This is a genomic window from Paraburkholderia sp. RL17-381-BIF-C, assembly GCF_046026435.1.
GTDB lineage: Bacteria > Pseudomonadota > Gammaproteobacteria > Burkholderiales > Burkholderiaceae > Paraburkholderia.
In genome coordinates, this window is the sequence record NZ_JARESX010000011.1 from 1 (window position 1) to 22,529 (window position 22,529).

General features: G+C 58.9%; 17 protein-coding genes and 3 pseudogenes. 8 read left to right on the top strand and 12 right to left on the bottom strand.

The features are described from left to right. Positions 1–492: 492 nt before the first annotated feature. Positions 493–945 (bottom strand): winged helix-turn-helix transcriptional regulator, encoded by a 453-nt coding sequence (locus P0D70_RS09595; protein WP_408184262.1) that lies wholly within the window; start codon positions 943–945, stop codon positions 493–495. 126 nt (positions 946–1,071) lie between these two features. On the opposite strand from P0D70_RS09595, the pseudogene P0D70_RS09600 reads away from it, so the two are divergent. The 4 genes and pseudogenes from P0D70_RS09600 to P0D70_RS09615 all read left to right on the top strand — a co-directional run. After that, positions 1,072–1,332 (top strand): annotated as a pseudogene (locus P0D70_RS09600) (NAD(P)-binding domain-containing protein); the annotation flags it as partial. 203 nt (positions 1,333–1,535) lie between these two features. Next, the gene (locus P0D70_RS09605; RefSeq protein ID WP_218157150.1) at positions 1,536–2,507 is read left to right on the top strand and encodes an SDR family oxidoreductase; all 972 of its coding nucleotides are present in this window, start codon (positions 1,536–1,538) and stop codon (positions 2,505–2,507) included. Between the two features lie 48 nt (positions 2,508–2,555). Further along, a complete protein-coding gene (locus P0D70_RS09610; RefSeq protein WP_408184263.1) occupies positions 2,556–3,203 on the top strand; it encodes an NADPH-dependent F420 reductase in 648 nt (215 codons plus the stop codon). An 88-nt stretch (positions 3,204–3,291) separates the two neighbouring features. Then, positions 3,292–3,693 (top strand): nuclear transport factor 2 family protein, encoded by a 402-nt coding sequence (locus P0D70_RS09615; protein WP_408184264.1) that lies wholly within the window; start codon positions 3,292–3,294, stop codon positions 3,691–3,693. Positions 3,694–4,054: 361 nt separating this feature from the next. On the opposite strand, the gene P0D70_RS09620 is transcribed toward P0D70_RS09615, so the two are convergent. The 5 genes from P0D70_RS09620 to P0D70_RS09640 all read right to left on the bottom strand — a co-directional run bounded on the left by P0D70_RS09620 (position 4,055) and on the right by P0D70_RS09640 (position 12,467). Beyond that, positions 4,055–5,923, bottom strand: a complete 1,869-nt coding sequence (locus P0D70_RS09620) for a serine hydrolase domain-containing protein (RefSeq protein ID WP_408184265.1) — start codon at positions 5,921–5,923, stop codon at positions 4,055–4,057. Positions 5,924–6,339: 416 nt separating this feature from the next. Next, positions 6,340–6,720 (bottom strand): hypothetical protein, encoded by a 381-nt coding sequence (locus P0D70_RS09625; protein ID WP_408184266.1) that lies wholly within the window; start codon positions 6,718–6,720, stop codon positions 6,340–6,342. 249 nt (positions 6,721–6,969) lie between these two features. After that, a complete protein-coding gene (locus P0D70_RS09630; protein ID WP_408184352.1) occupies positions 6,970–8,901 on the bottom strand; it encodes an SMP-30/gluconolactonase/LRE family protein in 1,932 nt (643 codons plus the stop codon). 368 nt (positions 8,902–9,269) lie between these two features. Next, positions 9,270–10,949 carry a putative bifunctional diguanylate cyclase/phosphodiesterase gene (locus P0D70_RS09635; RefSeq protein ID WP_408184267.1) on the bottom strand — a complete coding sequence of 560 codons (1,680 nt, stop codon included), beginning with the start codon at positions 10,947–10,949 and terminating at the stop codon, positions 9,270–9,272. Positions 10,950–11,576: 627 nt separating this feature from the next. Next, the gene (locus P0D70_RS09640; RefSeq protein ID WP_408184268.1) at positions 11,577–12,467 is read right to left on the bottom strand and encodes a hypothetical protein; all 891 of its coding nucleotides are present in this window, start codon (positions 12,465–12,467) and stop codon (positions 11,577–11,579) included. Positions 12,468–12,661: 194 nt separating this feature from the next. On the opposite strand from P0D70_RS09640, the gene P0D70_RS09645 reads away from it, so the two are divergent. Next, positions 12,662–13,387 carry a Crp/Fnr family transcriptional regulator gene (locus P0D70_RS09645; protein ID WP_408184269.1) on the top strand — a complete coding sequence of 242 codons (726 nt, stop codon included), beginning with the start codon at positions 12,662–12,664 and terminating at the stop codon, positions 13,385–13,387. Positions 13,388–13,540: 153 nt separating this feature from the next. Here P0D70_RS09645 and P0D70_RS09650 read toward each other — a convergent pair whose 3' ends face one another. The 6 genes and pseudogenes from P0D70_RS09650 to P0D70_RS09675 all read right to left on the bottom strand — a co-directional run bounded on the left by P0D70_RS09650 (position 13,541) and on the right by P0D70_RS09675 (position 19,984). Next, positions 13,541–14,182, bottom strand: a complete 642-nt coding sequence (locus tag P0D70_RS09650) for a glutathione S-transferase family protein (protein ID WP_408184270.1) — start codon at positions 14,180–14,182, stop codon at positions 13,541–13,543. Between the two features lie 137 nt (positions 14,183–14,319). Then, positions 14,320–14,571, bottom strand: a complete 252-nt coding sequence (locus P0D70_RS09655) for a PAAR domain-containing protein (RefSeq protein ID WP_408184271.1) — start codon at positions 14,569–14,571, stop codon at positions 14,320–14,322. A gap of 2 nt (positions 14,572–14,573) precedes the next feature. Beyond that, positions 14,574–15,287 (bottom strand): hypothetical protein, encoded by a 714-nt coding sequence (locus P0D70_RS09660; RefSeq protein ID WP_408184272.1) that lies wholly within the window; start codon positions 15,285–15,287, stop codon positions 14,574–14,576. Between the two features lie 444 nt (positions 15,288–15,731). Next, a pseudogene (locus tag P0D70_RS09665) lies at positions 15,732–17,781 on the bottom strand (EF-hand domain-containing protein); the annotation flags it as partial. Continuing rightward, positions 17,774–19,030 (bottom strand): annotated as a pseudogene (locus P0D70_RS09670) (phage late control D family protein); the annotation flags it as partial. The pseudogenes P0D70_RS09665 and P0D70_RS09670, both read right to left, overlap by 8 nt. A gap of 387 nt (positions 19,031–19,417) precedes the next feature. Next, positions 19,418–19,984, bottom strand: coding sequence for a hypothetical protein (locus P0D70_RS09675; RefSeq protein ID WP_408184273.1), 567 nt, complete (start codon positions 19,982–19,984; stop codon positions 19,418–19,420). Between the two features lie 332 nt (positions 19,985–20,316). Between P0D70_RS09675 and P0D70_RS09680 the strand changes: the two genes are divergently transcribed. From P0D70_RS09680 to P0D70_RS09690, 3 genes are all read left to right on the top strand, one after another. After that, positions 20,317–20,877 carry a carboxymuconolactone decarboxylase family protein gene (locus P0D70_RS09680; RefSeq protein WP_091806807.1) on the top strand — a complete coding sequence of 187 codons (561 nt, stop codon included), beginning with the start codon at positions 20,317–20,319 and terminating at the stop codon, positions 20,875–20,877. A 66-nt stretch (positions 20,878–20,943) separates the two neighbouring features. Then, positions 20,944–21,720 (top strand): enoyl-CoA hydratase/isomerase family protein, encoded by a 777-nt coding sequence (locus P0D70_RS09685; RefSeq protein WP_408184274.1) that lies wholly within the window; start codon positions 20,944–20,946, stop codon positions 21,718–21,720. 55 nt (positions 21,721–21,775) lie between these two features. Then, a complete protein-coding gene (locus P0D70_RS09690; protein WP_408184275.1) occupies positions 21,776–22,447 on the top strand; it encodes a peroxiredoxin-like family protein in 672 nt (223 codons plus the stop codon). Positions 22,448–22,529: the final 82 nt, after the last annotated feature.

Here is a 22,529-nt window from a genome sequence, read left to right on the forward strand (position 1 = left end):
GATCGCACGCCGTGCAACACAGGCGCGCATAGTGCGGTGTTGCCAACACTGGCAAGCTTGCAGTCCGGACCCTGACGATTCGAAAGAGTGACTCGCGTAGCAGGCGACGTGTCTCGTCGAATTGGTGTGGGATGTCGTCTAGGTTAACGGCGGTGCGCGGCACGAGTTGAGCGAATTTTCGAATGGGCCTTGATGACGGCGCCCCAAGTGCATCGTGCTGATTCGGTCGGCCGGACGCTCGACCATTTTGTGCGTTACACGTGCGCTGGATGGCTGGCGAAGGCTGGCGTGACGTCGAAAGGTTCGTCCGGGCCGAACTGCTCCGGAAGGTCATTGACCTGGCTCGACCCTGAGCGGCCGCAGGCGTTGGGCAATCATCAATGGCGGATGACGGACCCATTTCGGACGTCGGTCACACTATTCGATGCACCTTTCAGTCCGCGGACTGTCGAGTTACTCGTTTGACGTGACGAAGCGCATTTGCGATCCTGCTCAGCCCTTGCTCTCAGGAAACAGACATCCGCCATCGCGGACCAGCGCCTTCAGCTCTTCGCCCACTTGGGCGGGATTCGCAGCTAACCGAGCACTGAACTCCTTATCGCGCAGCACGTACGATTTCCGATCATATTTCGCACTCCATATCACTACACTGACTACAACCGGAATAAGGTCCAGACCTTTCTCTGTCAGCGTGTAGAAGTCCTTGCGCCTGTCGTCGGGATTGGGCGCCCTCGAGAGAATGCCTTGCTCCTCAAGAAAGGCAAGGCGGGACGCGAGGACATTGGTCGCGATTCCCTCTTCCGATTTCAGGAATTCGCCATACGTCTTTTTACCGTTGAAAACGATGTCGCGAATGATCAGGAGCGACCAGCGGTCGCCAAAGATCTCCACGCCGTAGTTCACCGCGCAGTGGGATCGAACATCTTCTTTACGTGCTGTCTTCATGGCTACATCTTAACATCGCTTGCATATGACAAGTGAATTTCAATCGTTTACTTGTTTTTTGCAAGTGATGTGTTTAGCATGGTCTGCAGCGGTGCAGGCACCAGTCAACTCACCAGGAGACTGCACATGAGCACGATCAGCATCATCGGCGCGGGCAGTATGGCCGCAGCGATCGGTCGCCTTGCAGTCAAGGCTGGACACACTATTGAGGTGATGAGTCGCGATAAGGCGCAGGCCCTGACCCGCCAGTTCGGTGCTGGTGCGACGACCAGGACGTTCGGCGCCGCACCGGCGGGCGACCTCGTTGTCCTGGCGGGTCGCTACGCCGCCGGTCTCGAAGTAGTGAAGCAGTACCGCAAAACGCTAGCAGGCAAGCTCGTCATTGACATCACTAATCCCATCGACTCGGGCTTCAGGGGATTTGTGACTCCAGAGGGCAGTTTCGGCGCGAGGGAGATCGTTAAGGCGGCGCCTGCCTATGCGGATGTTTTTAAGGCGTTCAACACCCAGTTCTCTCATGTTGTCCTGGCTACCGCTCCAGTTCAAGGTCGCCACTTCATCTCATCACATCACCCACAAGGGGGAGTTTTATGCACGTTTTCATCACTGGCGGGACCGGCCACGCCGGTTCGCACATCATCCCCGACCTCGTCTCGGCTGGCCACGAGGTCACCGCCTTGGCGCGAACGGACGAGTCGGCTGCTGCGGTGTCCGCTCTCGGCGCCAAGGCGCGTCGCGGAGATCTTAGCGACCTCGATGGGCTCAAAGCGGCAGCGGCCGAGTCCGACGGCGTCATCCACGTCGGATACCGGGCTGACCTGCTTCAAGCCGGTGGGATCGCCGCCTTGGGCGATTCGGAGCTCTCAATCGTGCTCGCTTTCGGCGAGGCGCTGGCGGGGACCGGTAAACCGCTGGTCGTCGCAGGCAGCATCGGCGCGCCCACGAACGTGGGTCGGGAGGCCCCTATTGTCGCGCCGGTCAGCCTGGGCCGACCGGCGACAGAGGATGACCCCGCCCTTCCCAGCAGGCCCCTGGACGCAGGCACCCTGCGGGCTCGCAACGTCGTGGAGACCGCTGTCGTCGGCCTTGCCGAGCAAGGCGTGCGGTCTTCGGTCGTGCGGATTCCCCTCATCGCACACAGCACGGCCGATCGCGTCGGCTTCCTCCAGATCCTGATCGGGCTTGCGAAGGAGAAAGGCGTCATTGGCTACCCCGGAGACGGCGAGAACCGGTGGCCTGCCGTGCACATCCGCGATCTGGCCTCTTTGTTCCGACTGGCATTGGAGAAAGGTGCTGCCGGCAAGACCTGGCACGCTGTTGCCGACGAGGGTATCCGGTTCCGCGAGATTGCTGAGGCCATCGCCGCTCGCCTGAGCGTGCCCGCCGTGAGCATTCCCGCTGACGAACTGATGGTGCCCGGCTACTTCGGGTTCCTCTCGGCTGTGGTCACGGGCGACTTCCCGGCGTCCAACGCCATCACGCGCAAGGCTCTCGGCTGGGAGCCTGCTCAGCCAGGCCTGCTCGAGGACATGGGCAACGGTCATTATTTCCCCGCCGGCTGAACTGGGCCGACGGCAGGGAGCCGGGTCGGAACGAGCCCGCAGACAGCAATGCCCCAACTAACGAGGAAACTGCACATGAGCACTATCAGCATTATCGGAACAGGAGCGATGGCCACTGCGATCGCTGGCCGCGTCGCCAAGGCTGGACAGGCTGTCGAGGTGATCAGCCGCGATAACGCAAAGGCGCAGGCACTGGCCGACCAGCTCGCGTCCGGAGCGATCACAGGGAAGTACGGCGCCGCGCCGGCGGGCGACATCGTCATTCTCGCCGTGCCATACCCCAGCGCGGCGGCGGTGGTGGCCGACTTCGGAAAGGCGCTCGACGGCAAAGTCATCGTCGACATCACCAACCCGGTTGCGCCCGACCTTTCGGGCCTCGTGACTCCGCACGGCAGTTCCGGTGCGCAGGAGACCGCCAAGGGCCTTCCCGCCGGCGCCCATGTCGTGAAGGCCTTCAATACCATCTTCGGTCACGTACTCGCCAAGGGTGGACGCCTCGACGCGTTTATCGCAGCCGACGACACAAAAGCCAAGGCGCGTGTCTCGACCTTCCTCGAAACTATCGGGCTGCGTCCGCTCGATGTCGGAGGCCTGCAGATGGCCCAGACGCTTGAGGCGCTCGGCCTGATGATGATCGGCTTGGCCAAAAACGGCGCTGGCACCTGGGACATCGCCTTGAAGGTCGATATCGGCTGAATCAGCGACGTCACGTTCTCATCGGCGGGCCGATAGCGTGTCCAGTCAGAGCGGACACGGCCGGAGATAAGAGAAGGGAGACATCGGGATGAGCGTCGATCAGAATGTCCAGATCGTAAAGGACTTTTTTGCGGCAGTCGGCCGCGGTGATATGCAAAGTCTGCTGGCCTTGTGTGCCGGAGATGTTGAATGGATCATTCCCGGCGAAGACTGGCCGCTGGCAGGCACGCGCCGCGGGCACGACGGGTTGGAAGATCTTCTCCAGAAAGAATCCGAACCAATGGAGACTTCATTCGTGGAGACACGTGAATTCGTCGCGCAGGGAGACCGGGTGCTCGTGATCGGGTTTGCTAAGGGAAGGGTTAAGGCCACCAAGAGGACATGGGAAGATCATTGGGTCTTCGCCATTACTGTTCAAAATGGCAAGCCGACGATCATTCGGGAATATGTCGACACACAAGCATTGGCGCGAGCGTCCGAGATGCCGTGAGTCCGGGCCGTGGCCGGTCGCGCTTGTGCGTTAAGTATGAGATGCCTTGGTAAGTGCCGCTAGTCGACGGCGAGCCGAAGCGCTCGTCGCCATTCAACCACATTGCAGGACAAAGCCGGAACCAAATCACCCTTGCAAGAACCCGACGCAATTCGATCAACGTTGTATCAAACCGAAGCCGGACAAATCCGTTGACTCGAAAAAAACATTCACTGATTAATCAGTAACTCGAAGAATATCAGCATCAAACAAATTTCCCGAGGGCGGACACTGACTCGACCAACCCAGCAACGTGACAGCACCGCCGGGACTGATAAATCGTCGTCCAGACAACCATTCCCGGTCGCTTCACGTCTCCCCATCAGATCCGCGCGTAGATCGAACTGCCGATCGTCAGCGTCGTCGCGGTGGTCGACGCGAAACGGATTTCGTAAAGGTCGCGTCCAAAATTGCCCGGCACTTTAATCGACATGCCGCCGAGCGTATCGCTCACCGGCACGAACAGTTGATAGCGAAGATCTTCGTTGCCGTACAGCACGTAGCCCGGAAGCTCGGCGAGTGTCGCGAAAAACGCCGGCGGATTGCCAAGAACGGCAATCGGCACCGCGCTAGGCGAATCGTTGGTCAATGTCCATTGCGTGCCGACGCGTTGCTGCCACGCGCTGTCGAGCGCCGCCAGCGGTGCGAGTTGCTGACCGACCGGCAGCGTCAGATACGCATAGCCCGCGCCCGGCACGACCCGCTTCATCAGATAGCGAAAGCTGAACGCACTTCCTTCACTGTCGTTGCCCGACACGACGGCGAAGCGATACGACGCCGTATCGGTATCGCTCCACCACCAGCCGTCGCTGCGATACCGGTATGCGCCGATCTGCGCCCAGCCTCGCGTATCGGCGTCCCACTGGTTGATCTGCAGACTACCGTCCGCGTTGGCGAGCACCTGGTACGGCGAATCGGAATTGCCGTAGATGCCCGCTCCGCTCGCAATGCCCGGCCCCGATGCGACCGGCGGCGCCGTCGTACCGAGCTTCGCTGGCAGCGACGGAATCGTGCCATCTTCCTTCAACGCCGACAGCACCAGCGTTTCGGCAATCGCGCGGGCGTTGTAGCCCGCATTGCCGGTTACCAGTAGCGCGAACTGCGAGTTGGGCACAACGAAAAATTCGGTCGAGTAGAACGCGGTGCCGCCGTCCTTTTCCCAGCCCAGTACGCCTGCGGCGTTGAGCGCCGGCTGCACGACCGTGTCCCAGCCGAGACCCCAGCGCCATTCCGGCGACGGGTTGATCGTCAGGCTTTTTGTCTGATCCATACCCATCTGCGCGATGCCCGCTGCAGACACGATGCGCTGTCCCTGGAACACGCCGCCGCCGTAGATCATCTGCGCGAGATTCATCATGTCGGTGGGCGTCGAGCTCAGTCCGCCGGTTGCGTACGCATTGACGAATTCCTGATGCTGCGTGCCGTTCACGTACGGCAGCGAGAACGATCCGCTGGACGGCACGCTCGTCAGATAGCTGGATTGGGTCATTTTCAGCGGCGCGAGAATCGCCGACTGGACGAAGTCCGCGAAGCTCTGCCCCGTCATGGCAAGCACGATCTGCTCGACCATCGTGAAGCCGTCGTTGCAATAGACGGCCAGCTCACCAGGGAGATGCTTCAGGTGCGTGTTGGCGAGTTCGGCTTGCGTGTCGGCCGCGTAGCCGGCGACCGGCTGAAACGTGAAGAGATTGCGCCCATTCGTGCCAGGCAGACCGGACGCATGCGACAGCAGATGACGCGTGGTGATCTGCGCGTATTCCGGCGACAACATCGTGAAGGTCGGTAGATATTTGACGATCGGTGTGTCGAGCGTGATCAGCCCGCGATCGACGAGGATCGTCGCCGCCAGCGCCGGAAACAACTTGCTGACCGAACCGATGTTAAAACGCGTTTGCGGCGTTGCCTTGATCTGCCCCGGCACCGACGCCAACCCGAACGCCTGCTGCCAGACCACCGTGCTGCCCTTGACCATCGCGACCGAGATTGCCGCAACGGGATTCGTTGGATCACTGACGGCCTGCTGGATCATCTGTTGGCCGAGCGCAATGGTCTGCTGATAAGGCGCCGAATGGATGTCGTTGTTACCGCAGCCGGGCAGCACCGCCGCGAGCACCCCGGCGCCGGTGTAGCCGAGAAACTGCCGACGGCCTTCGTTGAAGAGAACCTCGTGATTGCGATCGCACTTGGCCATGGCATTCCCCTTTGTTCTGGTCTCCAGGACTTACAAAAAGCGCTTTTCTTCAACCATCGCCGACAATGCGGCAAAGACAAACTTCGCAAATTTGACGCGTGGCACGGTGTGTTTGAATGGGCCACAGTGTCCCAGATCGTAGCCGTGCGGTTCGAGCGCGAGTAGCGACGTGTCGAGATGGTACGACGCTTTGGCTCAAGGGTGTGCCCAACGGGTGACATGATACTCTTCGGAGTCCACGCGTTGCGCTGCGCCTGATGTCCGAAATTGTTGTTCTCTGCACCGCAAGATGTGACCTGCGCCAACGGAGGTCCGTGAATGCCCCGGAGGGGAAGTATCGGATACGAGACTCGCAGCCGTAAAGCGGTCCGTCGAATTGCCCGCGCCATTTGTGTGGTTTTGCTACGGGCCAGAACCTACGATGACTCGCCGTCGCCGGGAGAGAAATGCCGAAGCGCGTCTTCTCGGGGCAGTTCTGCAGGAGCATCGCCCGCGAGCCCGTAGACCTCGATGCCACTCAACAAACCGCCGCTCTCGAATATGAATATCCCGGCTGGTTCATCGTCTGGGCCGAAAATAAAGTCCCCGAGGATATGTACGCCCGGTGATGCAGGTCCGCGGTCCTTGATCTGGAAATTGATGGACCCACAGCCGCACGGACAGCGCCATGGCGTGACCTCGGCCGCTGCGAGTTGTTCGAAAAACTCTCGCGCTTTCGGCTCGCCGTGCTCAAGCATCCAACGAGCGAGCGACATCTCGGATGCAGACAATGGGCGGTTTTGTTCGTGAGTATCCATGGTGTGAGAATTCAGCCAGCGCCTGCCAGTTTAACAGTCCGGAATAGATGGCTATCCTCTCTCATCAGAGACACCCAAAGCGGACACTAGTGAATGATTCAAGCTGGCCGCACTCAGCTAGATGATGAACACCGCAGGTCGACCCCAGCGGCCGTTTGATTCTCACCACCGTAGCCATTCACCCGTGAGTCTGCTCTGCAGAGCAGAAACGGTCATAACAAGCCGCACTCTCACTAACGAAACGCAGGATCAGGGCGTCCAGCGATAAACGGTAATGCTGGAACCTTTGACGTTGTTCTTCGTGACCACGTATTCGCCCGTCGACCGACGGTATGCCCTGACGCCGTACATCGAATCGATGGCGCTGCTGGCGTCAACAGTACCTGTACCGGTGTTGACCAGTGTGGTGTCGAGGTTGCCAGTAGCGAGATTGATGGCGTCGATGTTCGGCAAAGCTTGTCCGCTACCGAACCAGTAGCCGACAAACAGATAGCTGCCGGCCGCGTCAATCGACTTGGCGCCAGCGTGGGAGAGGTTGATCACCGGATTGGGTGTCGTGGTGTTGCCCGCGCTCCAGCCGTGATACACCTCAATCCGCGTACCTATCGACGTCCAGTCCGTACTCCCAACAATCCCCTGTCCGAGAATCATGGTGTCGCTATCTGCGAGGTAGACGATGCGCGTCAACGGCTTGATGCTCTCGGGAATGCGAATGGGGATGCCGGGCCCCCATGCTGGCTTGCCGCTGGCGTCGAAGCCGATCAGCGGATAGTGGTAGATGTAACCGGTCTTGTCCAGGCCAGCCCACACGCCTCCTTTGCTGTCAATGCAAAAGCCCGCCCTGACCGCTGCGGTCGTCTTGAACGCCGCACCAGGAAGCGTGGCGTCCGGTATTGCGATGTAGCCATTCGCAGCATTGAAGTGAAAGAAGTAATAGGTATCGGGATTCTGGCCGGATGCAACGAGGATGCGGTTTGCGCCGACGGTGGCAAGCTGACCGAAATGCTCGTCCCGCGAGCGATCGTTGATGTTGATTCGCGGGTCGGATGGATACTCGAACGGATCGACAGTGTTCGCTACGAAGGTTCCCCCTGCGGTGCCGGTGTAGACGTCGGTGCCGCCATAGAAGTAGACGCCGTCAGTACCCGGGTCCGCAGCGGCGATCCCCTCAAAGTTGAGAGACTGAAGCTTCCATTGCAGCCGACCAGAACTGCTGTAAGAGTGAATGTCAGTGCCGCCGTCGCGGCCGAGATCCCAGCTTCCACCCCACGGATTGTTGAGCACATAGAGGTTGCCTGCGGTGTCCTTGCCGATGCCAGTGACGCGGGTAAAGCGCTTGTCACCAACCTGCCCTTTGATTCCCGTCGTGGAATCGAGATAACCGCCCTGAATACCGAATGTACCGGCCAGCGCTGGCGTGCCCGAAAGCTTGTAGCGCTTGATGTTCATATCGGGGCCTTCGTCCCCAACCATGAGTTGCCCCGATGACGCATCGAAATAAAGTGCCGATGGCCGCGCCCCACCCGGCATCTGGATCGTGTTCAACAGCGCGCCGGTTGGACTGAACCCGACGACCGAGCCCTCGCCTTTCTGTGCGACCCAGACGTTGCCCGCGCCATCTACCGCGAGGGCGCCCGGGCCCGTGACGTTGATGTCCCGCTTCCAGACACCGTCGGTGGTGAATATCCGCACGCGATTGCCATAGAAGTCGCTCGCATAAAGGAGCGAGGCCGCCGTGGCCAATCCAGTGACGACGTCGACCCGGGGCAGGTTGTTAAATGCGCTGACCTGAATCAGGAGATCGCGAGTCCTGGTGGTGCGGTTGTACCGACCCACCGCGCCACTTCCGTATGTCCCGCCGGGCTGCAGTGCCACGAAGATCGACGTCGCGCTGCCCGTGATCGCGCCGCCCTGAAACTCTCCGTGCGCTCCAATCGAGCCGAGGCTCTTGCCGGCCTGGTAGACAGCGACGCCACCCTCGTACTCGTCCCACATTGAAGCCGTGTAGATGACGCCTTCGGGCGCGACCCACATGGAACGCGCGGTGTTACCCACGTGGGCGGCGAGGGTGCCATAGGTGTTCGCCAGCCAGTCCGTGGTGTTTTCCGACTGACAGGTCGGCGCAACCGAGGCGATCACTGCGGCGAGGATCACAGCATGAATCCGCCTTTGCTCGACCATGACCGATGCTCTCCAGAGGTAGTGATCATTCACGTGAATGGTCGGCCAGCGAGATTCCAGATTCGTGATCGGTGGCTTACGTATGAACATATGCAACTCTTTACGCCTTTGCAAGCCATACCGGGACTTTGCATAGGGAGACGAATTGCTATCTTGAACGAAGCTGGGCCTCCTTCCTGTTGGCCGCTTGCTGTCTCATGCATGGGGCATTCATTCGTATTGCGCGTAAGGCGGCGATTGGCGGCAGGCGACCCACAGGGGCCGACCGTCCTATGTTGCTCCGGAGCGCGCATCCAGGTTCACAAACGGTCTTTCACGACCGCACTGATGACACGCTAACGAAGCCGCCGAGGGGTGCGTGTTGACCGCTAGCGTGATCCGCTTCCTGCGTCGTGCAACGACGAAGCTCCAGCCGCCCCGAACCGTGTCTCGGCGTAAGGTTCGATGCGCGCTGCCGATACCGGCTTGCCAATGAAATATCCCTGCACGGCATCGCAACCGAGCTCTTTGACGAGGGCGAATTGCGTTTCGGTCTCGATGCCTTCCGCGACCGTTCTCATGCCCAGCGCGCGCGCGAGCGCCACCATCGCTTCGACCATCGCGCGTGCCTGGTGACTGGTCTCCTTAACAGTGAGCTCTTGCACGAACGACTTGTCGATCTTGATGCGATCGACAGGCAGCCGTGTGAGGTATGCGAGGCTGGAGTAGCCGGTGCCAAAATCGTCGAGCGAGACAGTCACGCCGAGCCTTCGTACAGCTGAAAGCGCACGCGAGGCGGCGGCGAAGTCGCTCATGACGACAGTCTCTGTCACCTCGATGTCGAGTGCGGAAGTGCATACACCGGCTGCCTTGGCCGCCTCCGAAACCAGTGCGGCGAGATCGCAGTTCTGGATCGTCGTGGCCGAGAGATTGACTGCGACCTTGAACGGCACGCGGTTCGCCGCCTGCCATTTTGCCGCCTGGCGGTACGCAAGGCGAATCAGCCAGTCGCCCGTCGCCTCGTAGGCCGGCGATTCAAGCAGCACGTCGAGGAAGTCGGCCGGCGTGAGCAGCCCCAGTTGCGGATGGTTCCATCGCAGAAGCGCCTCGGCTCCGTAGACGCGGCCAGTATGCAGGTCCAGTTGTGGCTGGTAGTGCAGTTCGAACTGACGCGTGGCGCTCGCGCTCTGCAGATCCGCGCGTAGCCGCCGGCGATGCGAGAGGCGCTGCGCATCCTCCTTGCCAAACGACCACACATGCGAACCGCCCGCGCGCTTCGCGTGATACATCGCGATGTCCGCATTACGCAGCAGCTCGCCCGCACTTGAGGCCGAGACGGGGTAGCGCGCCACGCCGATGCTCGCGCCCACCGAGGCCCGCACCCACGGCGTTTGAATTGGCTCGCGCATGCGTACTGTGACGTCGCGCGCGACGCGCGCGGCCTCGCCCTCGGGGGCGTCGACGAGGAAAATTACGAATTCGTCACCGCCGATGCGCGAGACATGGGCGCCATGGGTAAACATGTCGGAAAGACACTCGCCGATGGCGCGCAGCACTTCATCGCCCGCCGCGTGGCCAAACGAGTCGTTGATATCCTTGAAGCGGTCAAGGTCGATGAAGAGCAGATCGACGGAAGCGGCCGCGCCTTCGTCGACGAGCCTGTTCAGGCGCAGCAGCAGTTCCCGGCGGTTGATGAGGCCGGTCAGTTCATCATGCGTGGCCTGGCGCGACAAACGTTCGGAGATTGCGCGCGCTTCGGTGACATCGCGAACCAGCACGACGATACCTTCGTCGCATGGGAACGCCCGCACTTCAAACCAGGTACCTAGCGGCCGGTAGAAGTCGGTCGCGGTGCTGGGCATACCGGTCTCGGCCGCCTGCCGATAGGCTGCTTCGTAGCTAGACCCGATGAGGTCGGGGTATTCGGCCCAGATCTCGCGATCCAGCAGGTCCTCGGACCGACGCTTCAGCAGCCGCGCAGCGGTCCGGTTGATGTTCCGAAACTTCCACTCCCGGTCGAGCGCCATGACGCCGTCCGTGATGTGATCGAGTATCTGAAAACTTTCCACTTCCTTGCCCCTCCCTTGATCGACCGGTGCAATGGTCCCGATATGTCTGCGATCACTAACAGTGCGTATCGTAGGAGGAAATTGGCATTTTTGGGAACCGAAAGATTTTCTGCACTGGCGCCCGCGGTAGCTGCTCGGCGCGGTCAGCTCACGTGTGCCGTTCTGGGTAAGACCGCTTCCAGCAGGGGACCGGATGCGTCAATGTCCGAACTCCGGAGCCATCGAATGACGCTTGATGGTCGAACCCGGAAATTCTGCCACCACCCGCCAGTCACCCATCCAATCTCCGCGCGGAATTTCCATTAACGCCCCTTAAGAGACGAGCGTCAAAAATCGCCGGGGGGCCGGTTGTGAGCGGCGGCAAGCGGTAATTTGCGCTTCGATTTCGAACTACCGCACCTGGAATGCCGTCGCAGCTCTCGTTTGCCCTCATCACAGGCACCGTCGGATGTGATGGGGATAACGTCGAGAGCAAAACCGAGTCAAGCTGTGCCAAACAAGTCACGAGCCTGCTGATCCCACTTGCTCTCCACAAAGACCAACGGCCGATTGGTCAAGAGAATGGCTCGACCTCCGATATGCTTGCTCAACGTGTACACACAAGCTACGAGCCAAACGAAGCGGATCTTATTTTCCGTGAGCGTTTGTGGCTCGCCTCCATACGCCTTCCAGCATCGCCGGTACCCATTGCTCGGCCGGGCAGCGACTCCATGTGTCGGCAAGGAAAATCATCGATTCGTCACCACTCGCCTGCCGGGCCTTCTCCAGCTCCAATAACAGCAGCGTACCCGCGGCGTAGGGGCAGCCCCCCACCGTGCCACTCGATGTCGCTTGACGAAGGACCACGCCCGGGGCAAAGAGGCAGCGTTGGCTGGCCATCTTGGGAGTGAGTGTCTGCCGCACCGAGGTGTCGAGATAAAGGCCGCGCATTTGATTCAGGCCTCTTACGACATTGTGTATTGCTACACTGACCGCATGGACGCCTGCAAGGTCTCCACCGACCATCGAAGCGAGTAACGCCTTGGCGCGTGTCACCTTGCCCGTCACTTGCCAGGCCAATTTACGCAGCGCATTACCCGGCGCTAGCGCCGCAGCAATCACTTGCGCAGCGGCCCAGGTGGCCTCGCCAGCTTCGAAAGTGGGACTGAATAGGCGACCAATGACCTGCTGCACGAGCGGGCCGACTGCGACGTCGGGGTTCGAGCCGCGCACCCACTCTGCCAATGGCTCCAGGTCGGCGGGAGCCGCGCGGATATCCGGTGCGGCTGCGTTGAGTTTCTGCCACAACGCGTCCTGTTGAATCTCGCGACCGATTGCCTTTCTCGCGCTCATCGTTGGGAATCGATGTCCATTGTAGGACAGCACCCCAAGTATGCGGCGGACCAACAGACTGTTGAGCAATGGCTTACCAGAGCCAAAGGCGCGGTCAAGCGTGCTGTCACGTGCGATTTCAAGAATGCCACCAGGCTGATCCACCTTGATGACATCGACAAGACCCGGAATGTGTTTATGTTCCACGACTGTGTACCTCGAAGGAGTCATTCGTTCAGCTCGCGTGGGGCGGCAGGCCAGACATTTTGCCATCGCTGCCACTCGTGCCGCTCGAACAGGGCTGACGCCCGCGATGACCTTCCCGCGTCGTCAGATATGAGCCCCGATCATGTCGTCAAAACCGGCTAATATCTATCAGCTACCCGACAGATTGGCACCCTATGAATTCCGATGTACAACGCTATCGACCACAACTTCTAACAACACCGTGGTTCAAAGATTTACCGATCGAGCTTCAGGACTATCTTGTCGCTCGTTCCGACCTGCTCCGATTAAAGAAGGGGCAACAGCTTTATCGGCGCGGCGAACAGTCGTTCGGCCTGTACGCGATTCTCGATGGTGCATTGTCGATCGGCACCGTCGGAGCGGATGGAAAAGAAGCGTTGCTCGCCGTACTTGGCCCGACCGCCTGGATCGGGGAAGTCTCGATGTTCGACGGGCTGCCTCGCCCGCACGATGCGTCGGCAATAAGTAAGACTCTCGTGCTTCACGTACCCGGTCCCGCTTTGGAAAGCCTGCTTAGAACTCACCCTGCTTACTGGCGGAACTTTGGCTTGTTGATGGCGCAAAAAATCCGGATCTCCTTTGAGAACAACGAAGCCATGATACTGTTGCCCGCCGCTCAGCGCCTGGCAAGTCGCTTATTGCTGATCGCTGGTGGCTACGGAGGGATTAATGCTGAACGGAGCAGGATAAAGCTCTCGCAAGATACCTTGGCCTCGATGGTTTCGCTTACTCGGCAGACGACGAACCAGCTACTCAAGAACCTTGAGAGTCAGGGTATCGTCGATCTAAAATTCGGGGAGATCGTTATTCTTGATTTTGATCGCCTGCACGCTGCCAGTGTCGAAGATCCCGGTCCTGGAGGCGCAAATCCAGCTGCCTAGACCGGCTGTTTCCAGTGCGTCACTTCGAACCGCGAACGACGAAAGCGCGTCAGAGCTTGTTCAGCCAATTTGTCTGTCAGACATCCCATACCAGTCACCTGCGGATCAATACCGAGGGTCCCCTCTTGGCCGTTGCGTGCCGCACGCGGCTGATCACGGCTGCGTCCGGAACATGCTGTCGCGTATGGCGAATCGTTGCCACCAGTAGATCAGTTTTTCGCACCCTTCCATTAGTGAAGCAGCTTCGGGCGCTTGCATGAAGCATGCGAAGATTGGCGCGGCGTACAGATCGGCAAAGGTCACGCTACCGCCGATCAGGAACCCTTGGTCGTCCATCAACCTGTTTAACTCAGATAAGCAGACAGTCGCGCGCGGCAGCGCGGCTGCGACCTTCTGCTCATTTGCTAACCGGCCGTCGCGAGCTGCAACCACTCGTTCAACGTAAATGTCCCAAACGAGTGTTTGATAAGCGTAGGCATCCAGTATCCCGACGATCTGATTTACCTTGGCGCGAGCTTTTGGATCAGTGGGCTGCAACTTGCATCCCGGAAAAGCGTCGTCAATGTAGCGCACGATCGCGTTTGTCTCGTAGAGGTGGAAACCGTTATGCTCGAATGCTGGAACACGGCCGAATGGGTGGCGGCTCAAATGTTCCTGCGGAACGCCGGTCTCGGCGAACACGTCTACCTCAACCAAGTCGTAGTTGACCCGCTTCTCTTCCAGAGCCAGCCGAGCGATTCGCACATACACGCTCCATGCAGCTCCGTATAGTTTCACCACTCCAATTGCCGACACGGGATCGCCCTCAGTCGCGCATGACAGGGCGCGAACACGATGGTTTGCTTTAACGAAACTGCGACCTTCAATTCAACGTGCCACTTCGTTCCGGCGCGCTTATGATCGTCGATCTGGACATCCCCCAATAATCGCAGTCAAGTCAAGCTCGAAATCAGGTGGCAGCCACATGTGGCGCGATGGCCGTGCCGCGCGATCGGGATGCCGTCATCGGTCATTGAGGCGTCGCCTTCCTCGATCACATTCGGCGACACGTCAGGATGTTGTGGGCACGAAACACAATCGCCCTTACGCGCGACGAAGCGCCCTTCGAACTGCATAGTTGGCGAGCCGGTTATCACCTTGCCGCCATGGTCGGTGTCATCGTCAACGCGGATCAGGTTCATCATTATCAGCGATGTCGCTCTATGTTGGAATTACGGTTGACGGGCGCAATCCCCGAGCCGTTGGGTTTCAATCGATCAGATTCGACCCACCCATTTACTATTTTTTGGGACTTCGAATTCCGATAGGTAACGGAAGTGAATTTTCCATAGTCGGTATAGGCGTCAACTGAGTCAGCTTCTACAATGAATACACCGCTCATCTTGCAAGACAGATCGGGGGCGGAGTAGAACTGAAGCCGTCCTTTCCCCACCACAGTCCTTCCGGACGCGCCGCCGGGAATCTGGCTTCCATTCTTTGAGGCAGTAGCATTGAGTTGTTCGCAGCCTGAGCCAGTTTTTGGCACATCGGCGAGGCACATCGAGACGAAGTTCTTATATTTATCTCCGTCCACCTTCAGCACATCAGGATGATCAGGGTCTCTCGTCACGTCCAGTGCCTGCATTGTGTTCGTATCCAGCTTGACCCAGCCGATGGAAACCTGTTTATCAAGATTGTCTGGGCTATCGGCTGGGACGAATAACCTCACACTGTAGACGCCACGCGCATGGTCTTCCATTTCGACGCGGATATCTTTCTTCTTCATGAAGACGTGTTGAAGCGGAGGAACTATCAATTCCCTCAATTCGTTTTGGCATCCGCCGGACAGAGCGTAACTGCTCTGCGAAAACATTAGGGCAGCTAACGCGAAAAACCAATACGGATTGAGTTTAATATCCATGGATTGCTCATTGACATGTTTGGCGATTCGACCTTACACATCATTTCAATCAATCAACCATCCGCGCGTCCGATCTGTTTCATTGCCCATAATACCTAGTGACGCCATAAAACAAGTCGTCATCTTGCGTTTTGATAAGAACGATCTTCCCCTTCTTCTTCCATAACCAGGAGCATTGGCCGACTCCGACGTCGGAGCAAGCCTGCATTTCGGGACGCCCTTTGCACCTTTCGTCTTCAGGAGCACACGGTAGAGCATTGGCACCATGATAGGGAGTCCATCCATGCGCCAACATGATTTCACGGACCTTGCCGTAGGGCGTCTCTATTTTTATGGCAGGAACATTCAGCGCGTTAACACTTGAATCAGCAAGGACGCAGCCGGAGAAAACGAGCAGCAACGCACAAAAATTATATTTCAAAGAAAAATTAGGCCTCACGCTTATCACCTCATCCCTTCAATTTGTTTGAGAATTGCCACCAACTTTCCGGTGGACCCATCATTATTCGTGTTCGCCGCACTTTGATAATACGACATGTGGCCGTTCGATACTCTACCGTCTTGAATAGGAAGACCTTGGGGGACGGAGATCGAAGCCCACTCCTGCGCCGCTGCATACTGGGCCTGACTTACAGTTCCCTTCCCGTTTTTCACAAAATCAGCCAATGCGCCGCCGCCGGCCTTCTTGAAGAGAAAGTCCCTGAAGAAACGTTCTTGCATATCTGCATCGTATTTTTCACTCCCGGTCAATCCCAAAGCCGCCTTGCCAGACCTAAGTGTGCTTAAAGTTGTTTGATATTTCCCTGTCGCAAACATCCGGTTGGGATCAGTACCCGAGAGTGGGTCTGTCGCCAAGATTTCATCGATTGTTTTTGAGGTAACCGTTCCTGCTGGAGGATGCATATATGAATGGCCAACGCCTCCCCCCGGAACGTTCTTGGTTCCCGTATTGTACGATTCGTAACCACCCTCGCCGTCGGAAATGGCGTCGCCTATTTTCTTGATAAGCTCGTCTAGTCCGCTCGTCGCATGATTGAAATTGCCGATCAATCCGATCGGGTGGAAATGCCAAGGCGTGGGCTCCTTCGGGAAGCCCTCGACGCCTGACACCTGTTCCCACCATTGCAGCTTGTTGATCCGCTCAAGCTCGCTTTTCCAGAGCCATAGCAACTGTTTCATCAACGGAGACAGGGTTTCCCACTTGCCGGGGCCGCCACCCCATTCGCTCTCGCAACGCACCACCAGATGCGAAAGCGCTTCGGCGAGCCACGGTGTCTGCTGGGCCTGCCTCAATTCCTGCGCCGTTATCTTGCCGTCGTGATTCGTATCGACTGCCTTTTCCAGCTTCGTGATGAGTTCACCACCGTTCACGAGCGACGCGCTCGATTCGAATTCCGACTTGTCCTCGCCTTCGATTAATTGCTGTGTGACATGCAGGTAACGCTTGAGCATGTCGACAGGCTTGATGCTGCTGCTGTCGATCAGGTCAAAGCCAGGCCAGTCCCACGGACCACACATGCGGGTAAGCGGATGGTCCTTCTCACACACCCAGCCCTGACGGGTTGCGCCGTCCTTCGTGCCGATCGTGATGTTCCACCAGCGCTGGCCTTTGTCATCCTTCGCAACGTTCTGCGCGCCAAGCTTGTCGAGGTCGACACGGCGGAACACGTCGCGGAAATCTGCGCCCGGTCCCTTTGCGTTCGCGACCTTCAATGGAAAGTCTTTCCAGCCTTTGACGACCCCTGTCGTCGTCTGGTTCGCCTGGCTCGCATCGATCCATAGCGGCGTTCCGGCATTCTGGAGCGGCGGTGCCGGATGGTGTCCATGATGGCCGCCGGGATGACCGTGCGGAGCCTGCGCCGATGCAGTCGGCGTCGCTGGGGGGGCGATCTTCGGCTGCACCCTGACCCAGCGTGAGCCTTGCGCATCAGCGAGCGGCACCAGATGCAGGCCAGTCTGCGTCAGTCTGGTCGGGTTCGGGAACATCCGTCACCAGCAGTGCACCCGGCGAAATTTCAAGGAACGCTTTCGACTCCGGCAACTGCTTGACCCGTTCCCGACTCCTGCTGATGAAGTCCTGCAGATCCGGTCCGGCAAACGTTTCCAGATGCAGCATGGGGTGCGTGCGTCCCGGCGGCAGGGAACTTGAATCGCTGTAGTCCTGATACTGGCCAAGATAGCCGACCACCGTCCCCGCCGTCACGGCGAATGGCGTCTTGAGCACCACCACCTGATCGAGCGGCTTCGGGTCAATCATGACGTCCAGTTCATTGACATACACCCAGCCATACGGCACGTGTGGCGACGCCGGTTGACCCGCTGCCGCCCCAACCGGCGTGCCGCTCCTGATCGTCGCGATCTTCGCCCAGCCGGGCTTCTCCGACTTTTCCGTCGTGGAGACAATCAGTTCAGAGCCTGTCGGCAGCAGTCCGATAACCTTTCCGTTTGCTGAATCGCGCACACGGATGCCGGAGACGGGTGAAGGCGGAGGTGTACAGATGCATCTCGGGCTTTTGATGTGTGAGTGGGCTGCGGAACGGTACGCGCCGACGCTGTGCTTCAATCTCTACCTGAAAGAATCCCGCACTGCCGTCCGTGTGGCGAACGGTCGATCCCGCGCCCGCTGCGCGCGCCTGCTCGATTTCGGCGCGCAGGCTCCGCGGGAACCGCGCGAGGGCCTCGATACCTGGCACGTTGTTCTGGATCAGCCAGTCGACGGCAATGATCGCCATCTCACGTTCGTTTGCTGGTTCGCTGTCGTGAGCGGGGTGGCCGTCGAGCCTGTACCAGTAGCCAGGCAGTGCGCACCGCAGGCTGCCGACGCCGAAGTACCGTTTGGAGCGGCTTGCCATTTCCTCGGCGCGAATGCGCGCCTGCGTCTCGCCCATCTCGCTGTCCGACCACGAGTACCCGCCGGTATAGATGTACTTCTCACCCTGCGCGGGCAGTTCGTCCTGATTGAACGCGGGGGAGCTAACCTCCTTCGGCAGGTCAGGTCGCATGTAGTCGAACGTGTTCGTCGTAATCGCTTCGCTTTGCGTATCCTGCTGCTCACTCCACTGTGTCAGGCCATCGAATTCCTCGCTCGTACCCGAACGGCTGAATTTCACCACCTGTTCCGGCAACGGCGGAACAAAGTACAGATCGTCCATGATGACGACGGTGTGCGATTTGCCATCCTTCGCGAATTCGAAGCGCGGAAAGATACCGACCTCTTCCATGCTACGGTAGACAAAGTTCCAGTCGTCTTCCCATTGGACCCGTTGCGAATACGAGCGGATCGGCGAGCGCAGATCGAAGCGATACTGGCCCTGCGCCTGCGGGGTCTTGGCGAACACATCGGCGAGAATCTGCCTGCCGTCAGCTTCCTGCCAGTCGCGGCAGTCACTGCTGAGCTTGAGAAAGCTCAGCCATGATGAAAACTGAATCTGGTAATACGTCATTGGCCCATCGCTTCCCAGACGACGGGCATGCTGCACGTAACCGTGGATCGACATATAGCTGCCGTCGTTCTGCTGAATCCACAGTGTGACCGCCTTCAGCACGAGCGCGCCAAGCTTGATCTTTTCGCCATACGCCGACACGGCATCGACAGTGAATTCGAAATTGCCCCCAAGGCGGGCCGAACCTTTCACGTACATCGGTACGAGCCAGTCCTCGCCGAGCGGCGTGTCGAGCCTGTTCAGCCGACCCACCTGCGTATATCCGGCGCGCAGCGCACCCTGCAGCACTTCGTAAGCCATGCCGAACCCCGTGTATGGAAAACGCATACGGCCGCCACTCAATGCGGGGCAGCCTGCTTTACTTCGCTATTGACTACTCTGAAAGACATGGCCTTCGGGCATCGGAGGTGTCGTTAAATCCACCCAAACGGAAAAGACAAACCTGAAACTTATATCCGTTCAACTTCGATTACCCATGTCGCATAAAATTAAAATCAGGCGACGCAATTACCGTATTGACCATGCGCGCGATCTTACCCGAATCAATAGCCAGCGCCATGTCGGTATAGTGTCAAATCCTGTCAAAAGGCGAATACAGTCAACCAGAAGAAGACGGGTACATCAGGTCATTTTTTTACACAAAAATCCCCGGAACGTATCTGGGCGCTTCCTCAGAACGTTGATATTTTACGGATGCACGATATCGCCCGACAATCGGGTGCCACTGCCTAGCCAACATGTATCCTGGACGGAAGGGTCGATACGATCAAGATTAAGCCGACGCCCGACATCAAGGCATATGCCGGTGAAAAATATGCGCAGGAGGTCGACAATCTGAAGCAGCAAGTCGCTCACGCACATGACGTCGAAAACGCATGAAAGACCGCAGAGCAAGCGTGGATACAGACCAACCCCGGCCAGGATGCGAGCGCATACGAAGTCGCCCATCAGGACGGCTGGGCCGACTATCAGAAGGTCATGCCGCTGCTTCTCGGCGGCGATCAACTCGTGAAAGGTGCCCCGCGAACTGCAAAGGCCGCGATGGAACGTGCCATGCGGCAAACCTGCCCCAACGTCAATTCGTCGCTGCTCGATAACTTCTTCAACGGTAACGAAGCCGTCGAGCAGTACGCGGACAGCATCGAAGAGAACTTCGCCGGCAAACTCTCGATGGTCACGACGGACAACGGATGGCGCGAAGATCGCTAGACAGCGCTCGATGGCGTAGTGAAAACGACGCTGACGCCTTGTCATCGCGTGAGGCTCCGGAACTCACAGAGCCTCTTTTTTTTGTCGGAACCGAAAGGCAAAAGTCGACCCCGAGCGTTCAATTGCTCCCACGCGACCTGTGTGGCCGCCTTTAAAGCTGGAGCGGTCGGTCCCACCTCAAAGTTGATTGATCAAAACCCGTCGACCAGATTCAAACGATCCATCCCGTTGCGTTAGACCATCTGTCCTCTCAGGCGTGAGCACTTCAACCATTGCTATATGCCTGCCAGGAATGACTGTTATCGACGGTGCCTGCCTTCTTCGAAAAAACGCTGACCTTCATCATTTGCTCACCGTCAACCAGCAGGAGCAAAACGATGAGCAACTTCCAAACCTACACGATCGATAACGCACCGGCCGCTTCGAAGGCCAGCCTCGAAGACACGAAGCGCGCCTTTGGCTTCGTCCCCAACCTTCAGGCGCATATGGCGGAAGCGCCGGCGCTGCTGGCCGGTTACTCGGCGCTGTGGGACCTGTTCTCGAAAAGCACGCTGACGCCGCACGAACAGCAGGTCGTCTACCTCACATCGAACTTCGAGAACAACTGCCACTACTGCATGGCCGGTCACAGCACGCTGGCGAAGATGATCAAGATGGACGCGGGCGTGATCGCAGCGCTGCGCGCCGGAACGCCGCTGCCGGATGCAAAGCTCGAAGCGCTGCATCGCTTCACGACGCTCGTAGTGCGTGAGCGCGGCTTCGTCCCTGACGCAGATGTCGACGCATTCCTGGCCGCCGGCTACACCCGTCAAAACGTCCTTGAAGTCATTCTCGGCGTGGCAACCAAAGTGATGAGCAACTACACGAACCACATCGTCCACACCGAACTCGATGGCTTCATGGCCGGTAACGAGTGGACCAAACCGGTCGCTGCCTAAGCCGTCTCGGGGAGCCCCTCGCGGCCCCCCGTCTAGCCCCATACCGAAGTTCACCCAGGAGCAGCCATGTCCACGTTCGACCGCTATAAAGACGCTTACCCCAACGCCAAACTGACCCGTACGTCGGACGGCGTGCTCGAAGTGCGTTTCCATACCGACGGCGCGAAGCTCGTCTTCAACGGCCATACGCATGAACAGTTCACCGACATGTTCCACCAGATCGGCGAAGACCCAGATAACCGCGTGGTCATCCTGACAGGTAGCGGCGACGCATTCATGGACGCGATCTCGCCGGAAGGTTTTGATTTCTTTACGCCGCGTGGCTATGACAAGATCTTCCGCGAAGGTCGCAAGATCCTGATGAATATCCTGGACATCGAAGTCCCGATGATCGCCGCGCTGAACGGCCCGGTCCTGCTGCATTCGGAATACGTCCTGTTGTGCGATATCGTGGTGGCGACACCCGAGACGGTGTTCCAGGACATGCCTCATGCCGCCTTTGGCATCGCTCCCAACGATGGTATCCATCTACTCTGGCCGGAAATGATCGGCAGCATTCGCGGCCGGTACTTCGTGCTCACGCAGCAAAAACTCGCTGCTGCGGAAGCGAAGTCGCTGGGCGTGGTCAACGAGATCGTGCCTGCGGATCAACTGCTGGATCGCGCGCATGCCATCGCCGCGACTATCGCAAAGCAGCCCCCGCTCACCACCAAATACACCCGCATCGGCCTGACCCAGCGGCTGCGTCGCGTGATCGACGAAGGCATCGGCTACGGCCTGGCGCTCGAAGGTATCACTGCGGCCGAAGTGGCGCGCATTGCGGCAGCGCAGAACGTAGCCTGAAGCCACCGGCTCGTTGGTTCCTCAATTCCTCTATTTCTCTCGACGGAGAACACTCATGTCACTGCAGGACAAACTCGACGCATTCAGGGCCGACTTCAAGGCGGGCAAGCCGCCGTTCAACGCACCGCCGGCGATTCATCCGGTGATGGAACGCGCCACGGCAGAACTGATTGCGAGCGGGCAGGCTGCCCGAGCCATTAAGGCCGGCGACCGCGCTCCGCATTTCAACCTGAAAGATCAGGATGGCAACGACGTGTCTTCCGCAGCGCTGCTCGTGAAGGGGCCACTGGTCGTGACGTTCTATCGCGGCGTCTGGTGCCCGTACTGCAACATCGAATTGCAGGCGATCAACGAAGTGCTGCCGCAGATTCAGACATATGGCGCGAACGTCGTGGCGATCTCACCGCAGACGCCGGTCAATAGCCGCAAGTCGGTGCGCACCAACGAACTGGGTTTTCCGGTGCTGAGCGACGTGAACGGTCAGACGGGCGCCGAGTTCGGGCTGCGTTTCACGCTGCCCGACTATCTGGTCGAGCTTTACAGGAACCTGAAGAACGATCTGCCGACGTTCAACAACGATCCCAGTTGGACCTTGCCGATGCCGGCGCGCTATGTCATCGGACAGGACGGCATCGTGCTGTATTCCGAGGTCAATCCGGACTACACGCGTCGTCCCGACCCGTCGCATATGTTCCCGATTCTGGAAAAAGCGACCGCCAACGCCTGAGCCTTGCTGCTCAGCGCTAAAGGCTAACCGGTCACTACGCCGCGCCGGAGAACCCGCCGCGGCTTTTCGATTCCTTCCTGTT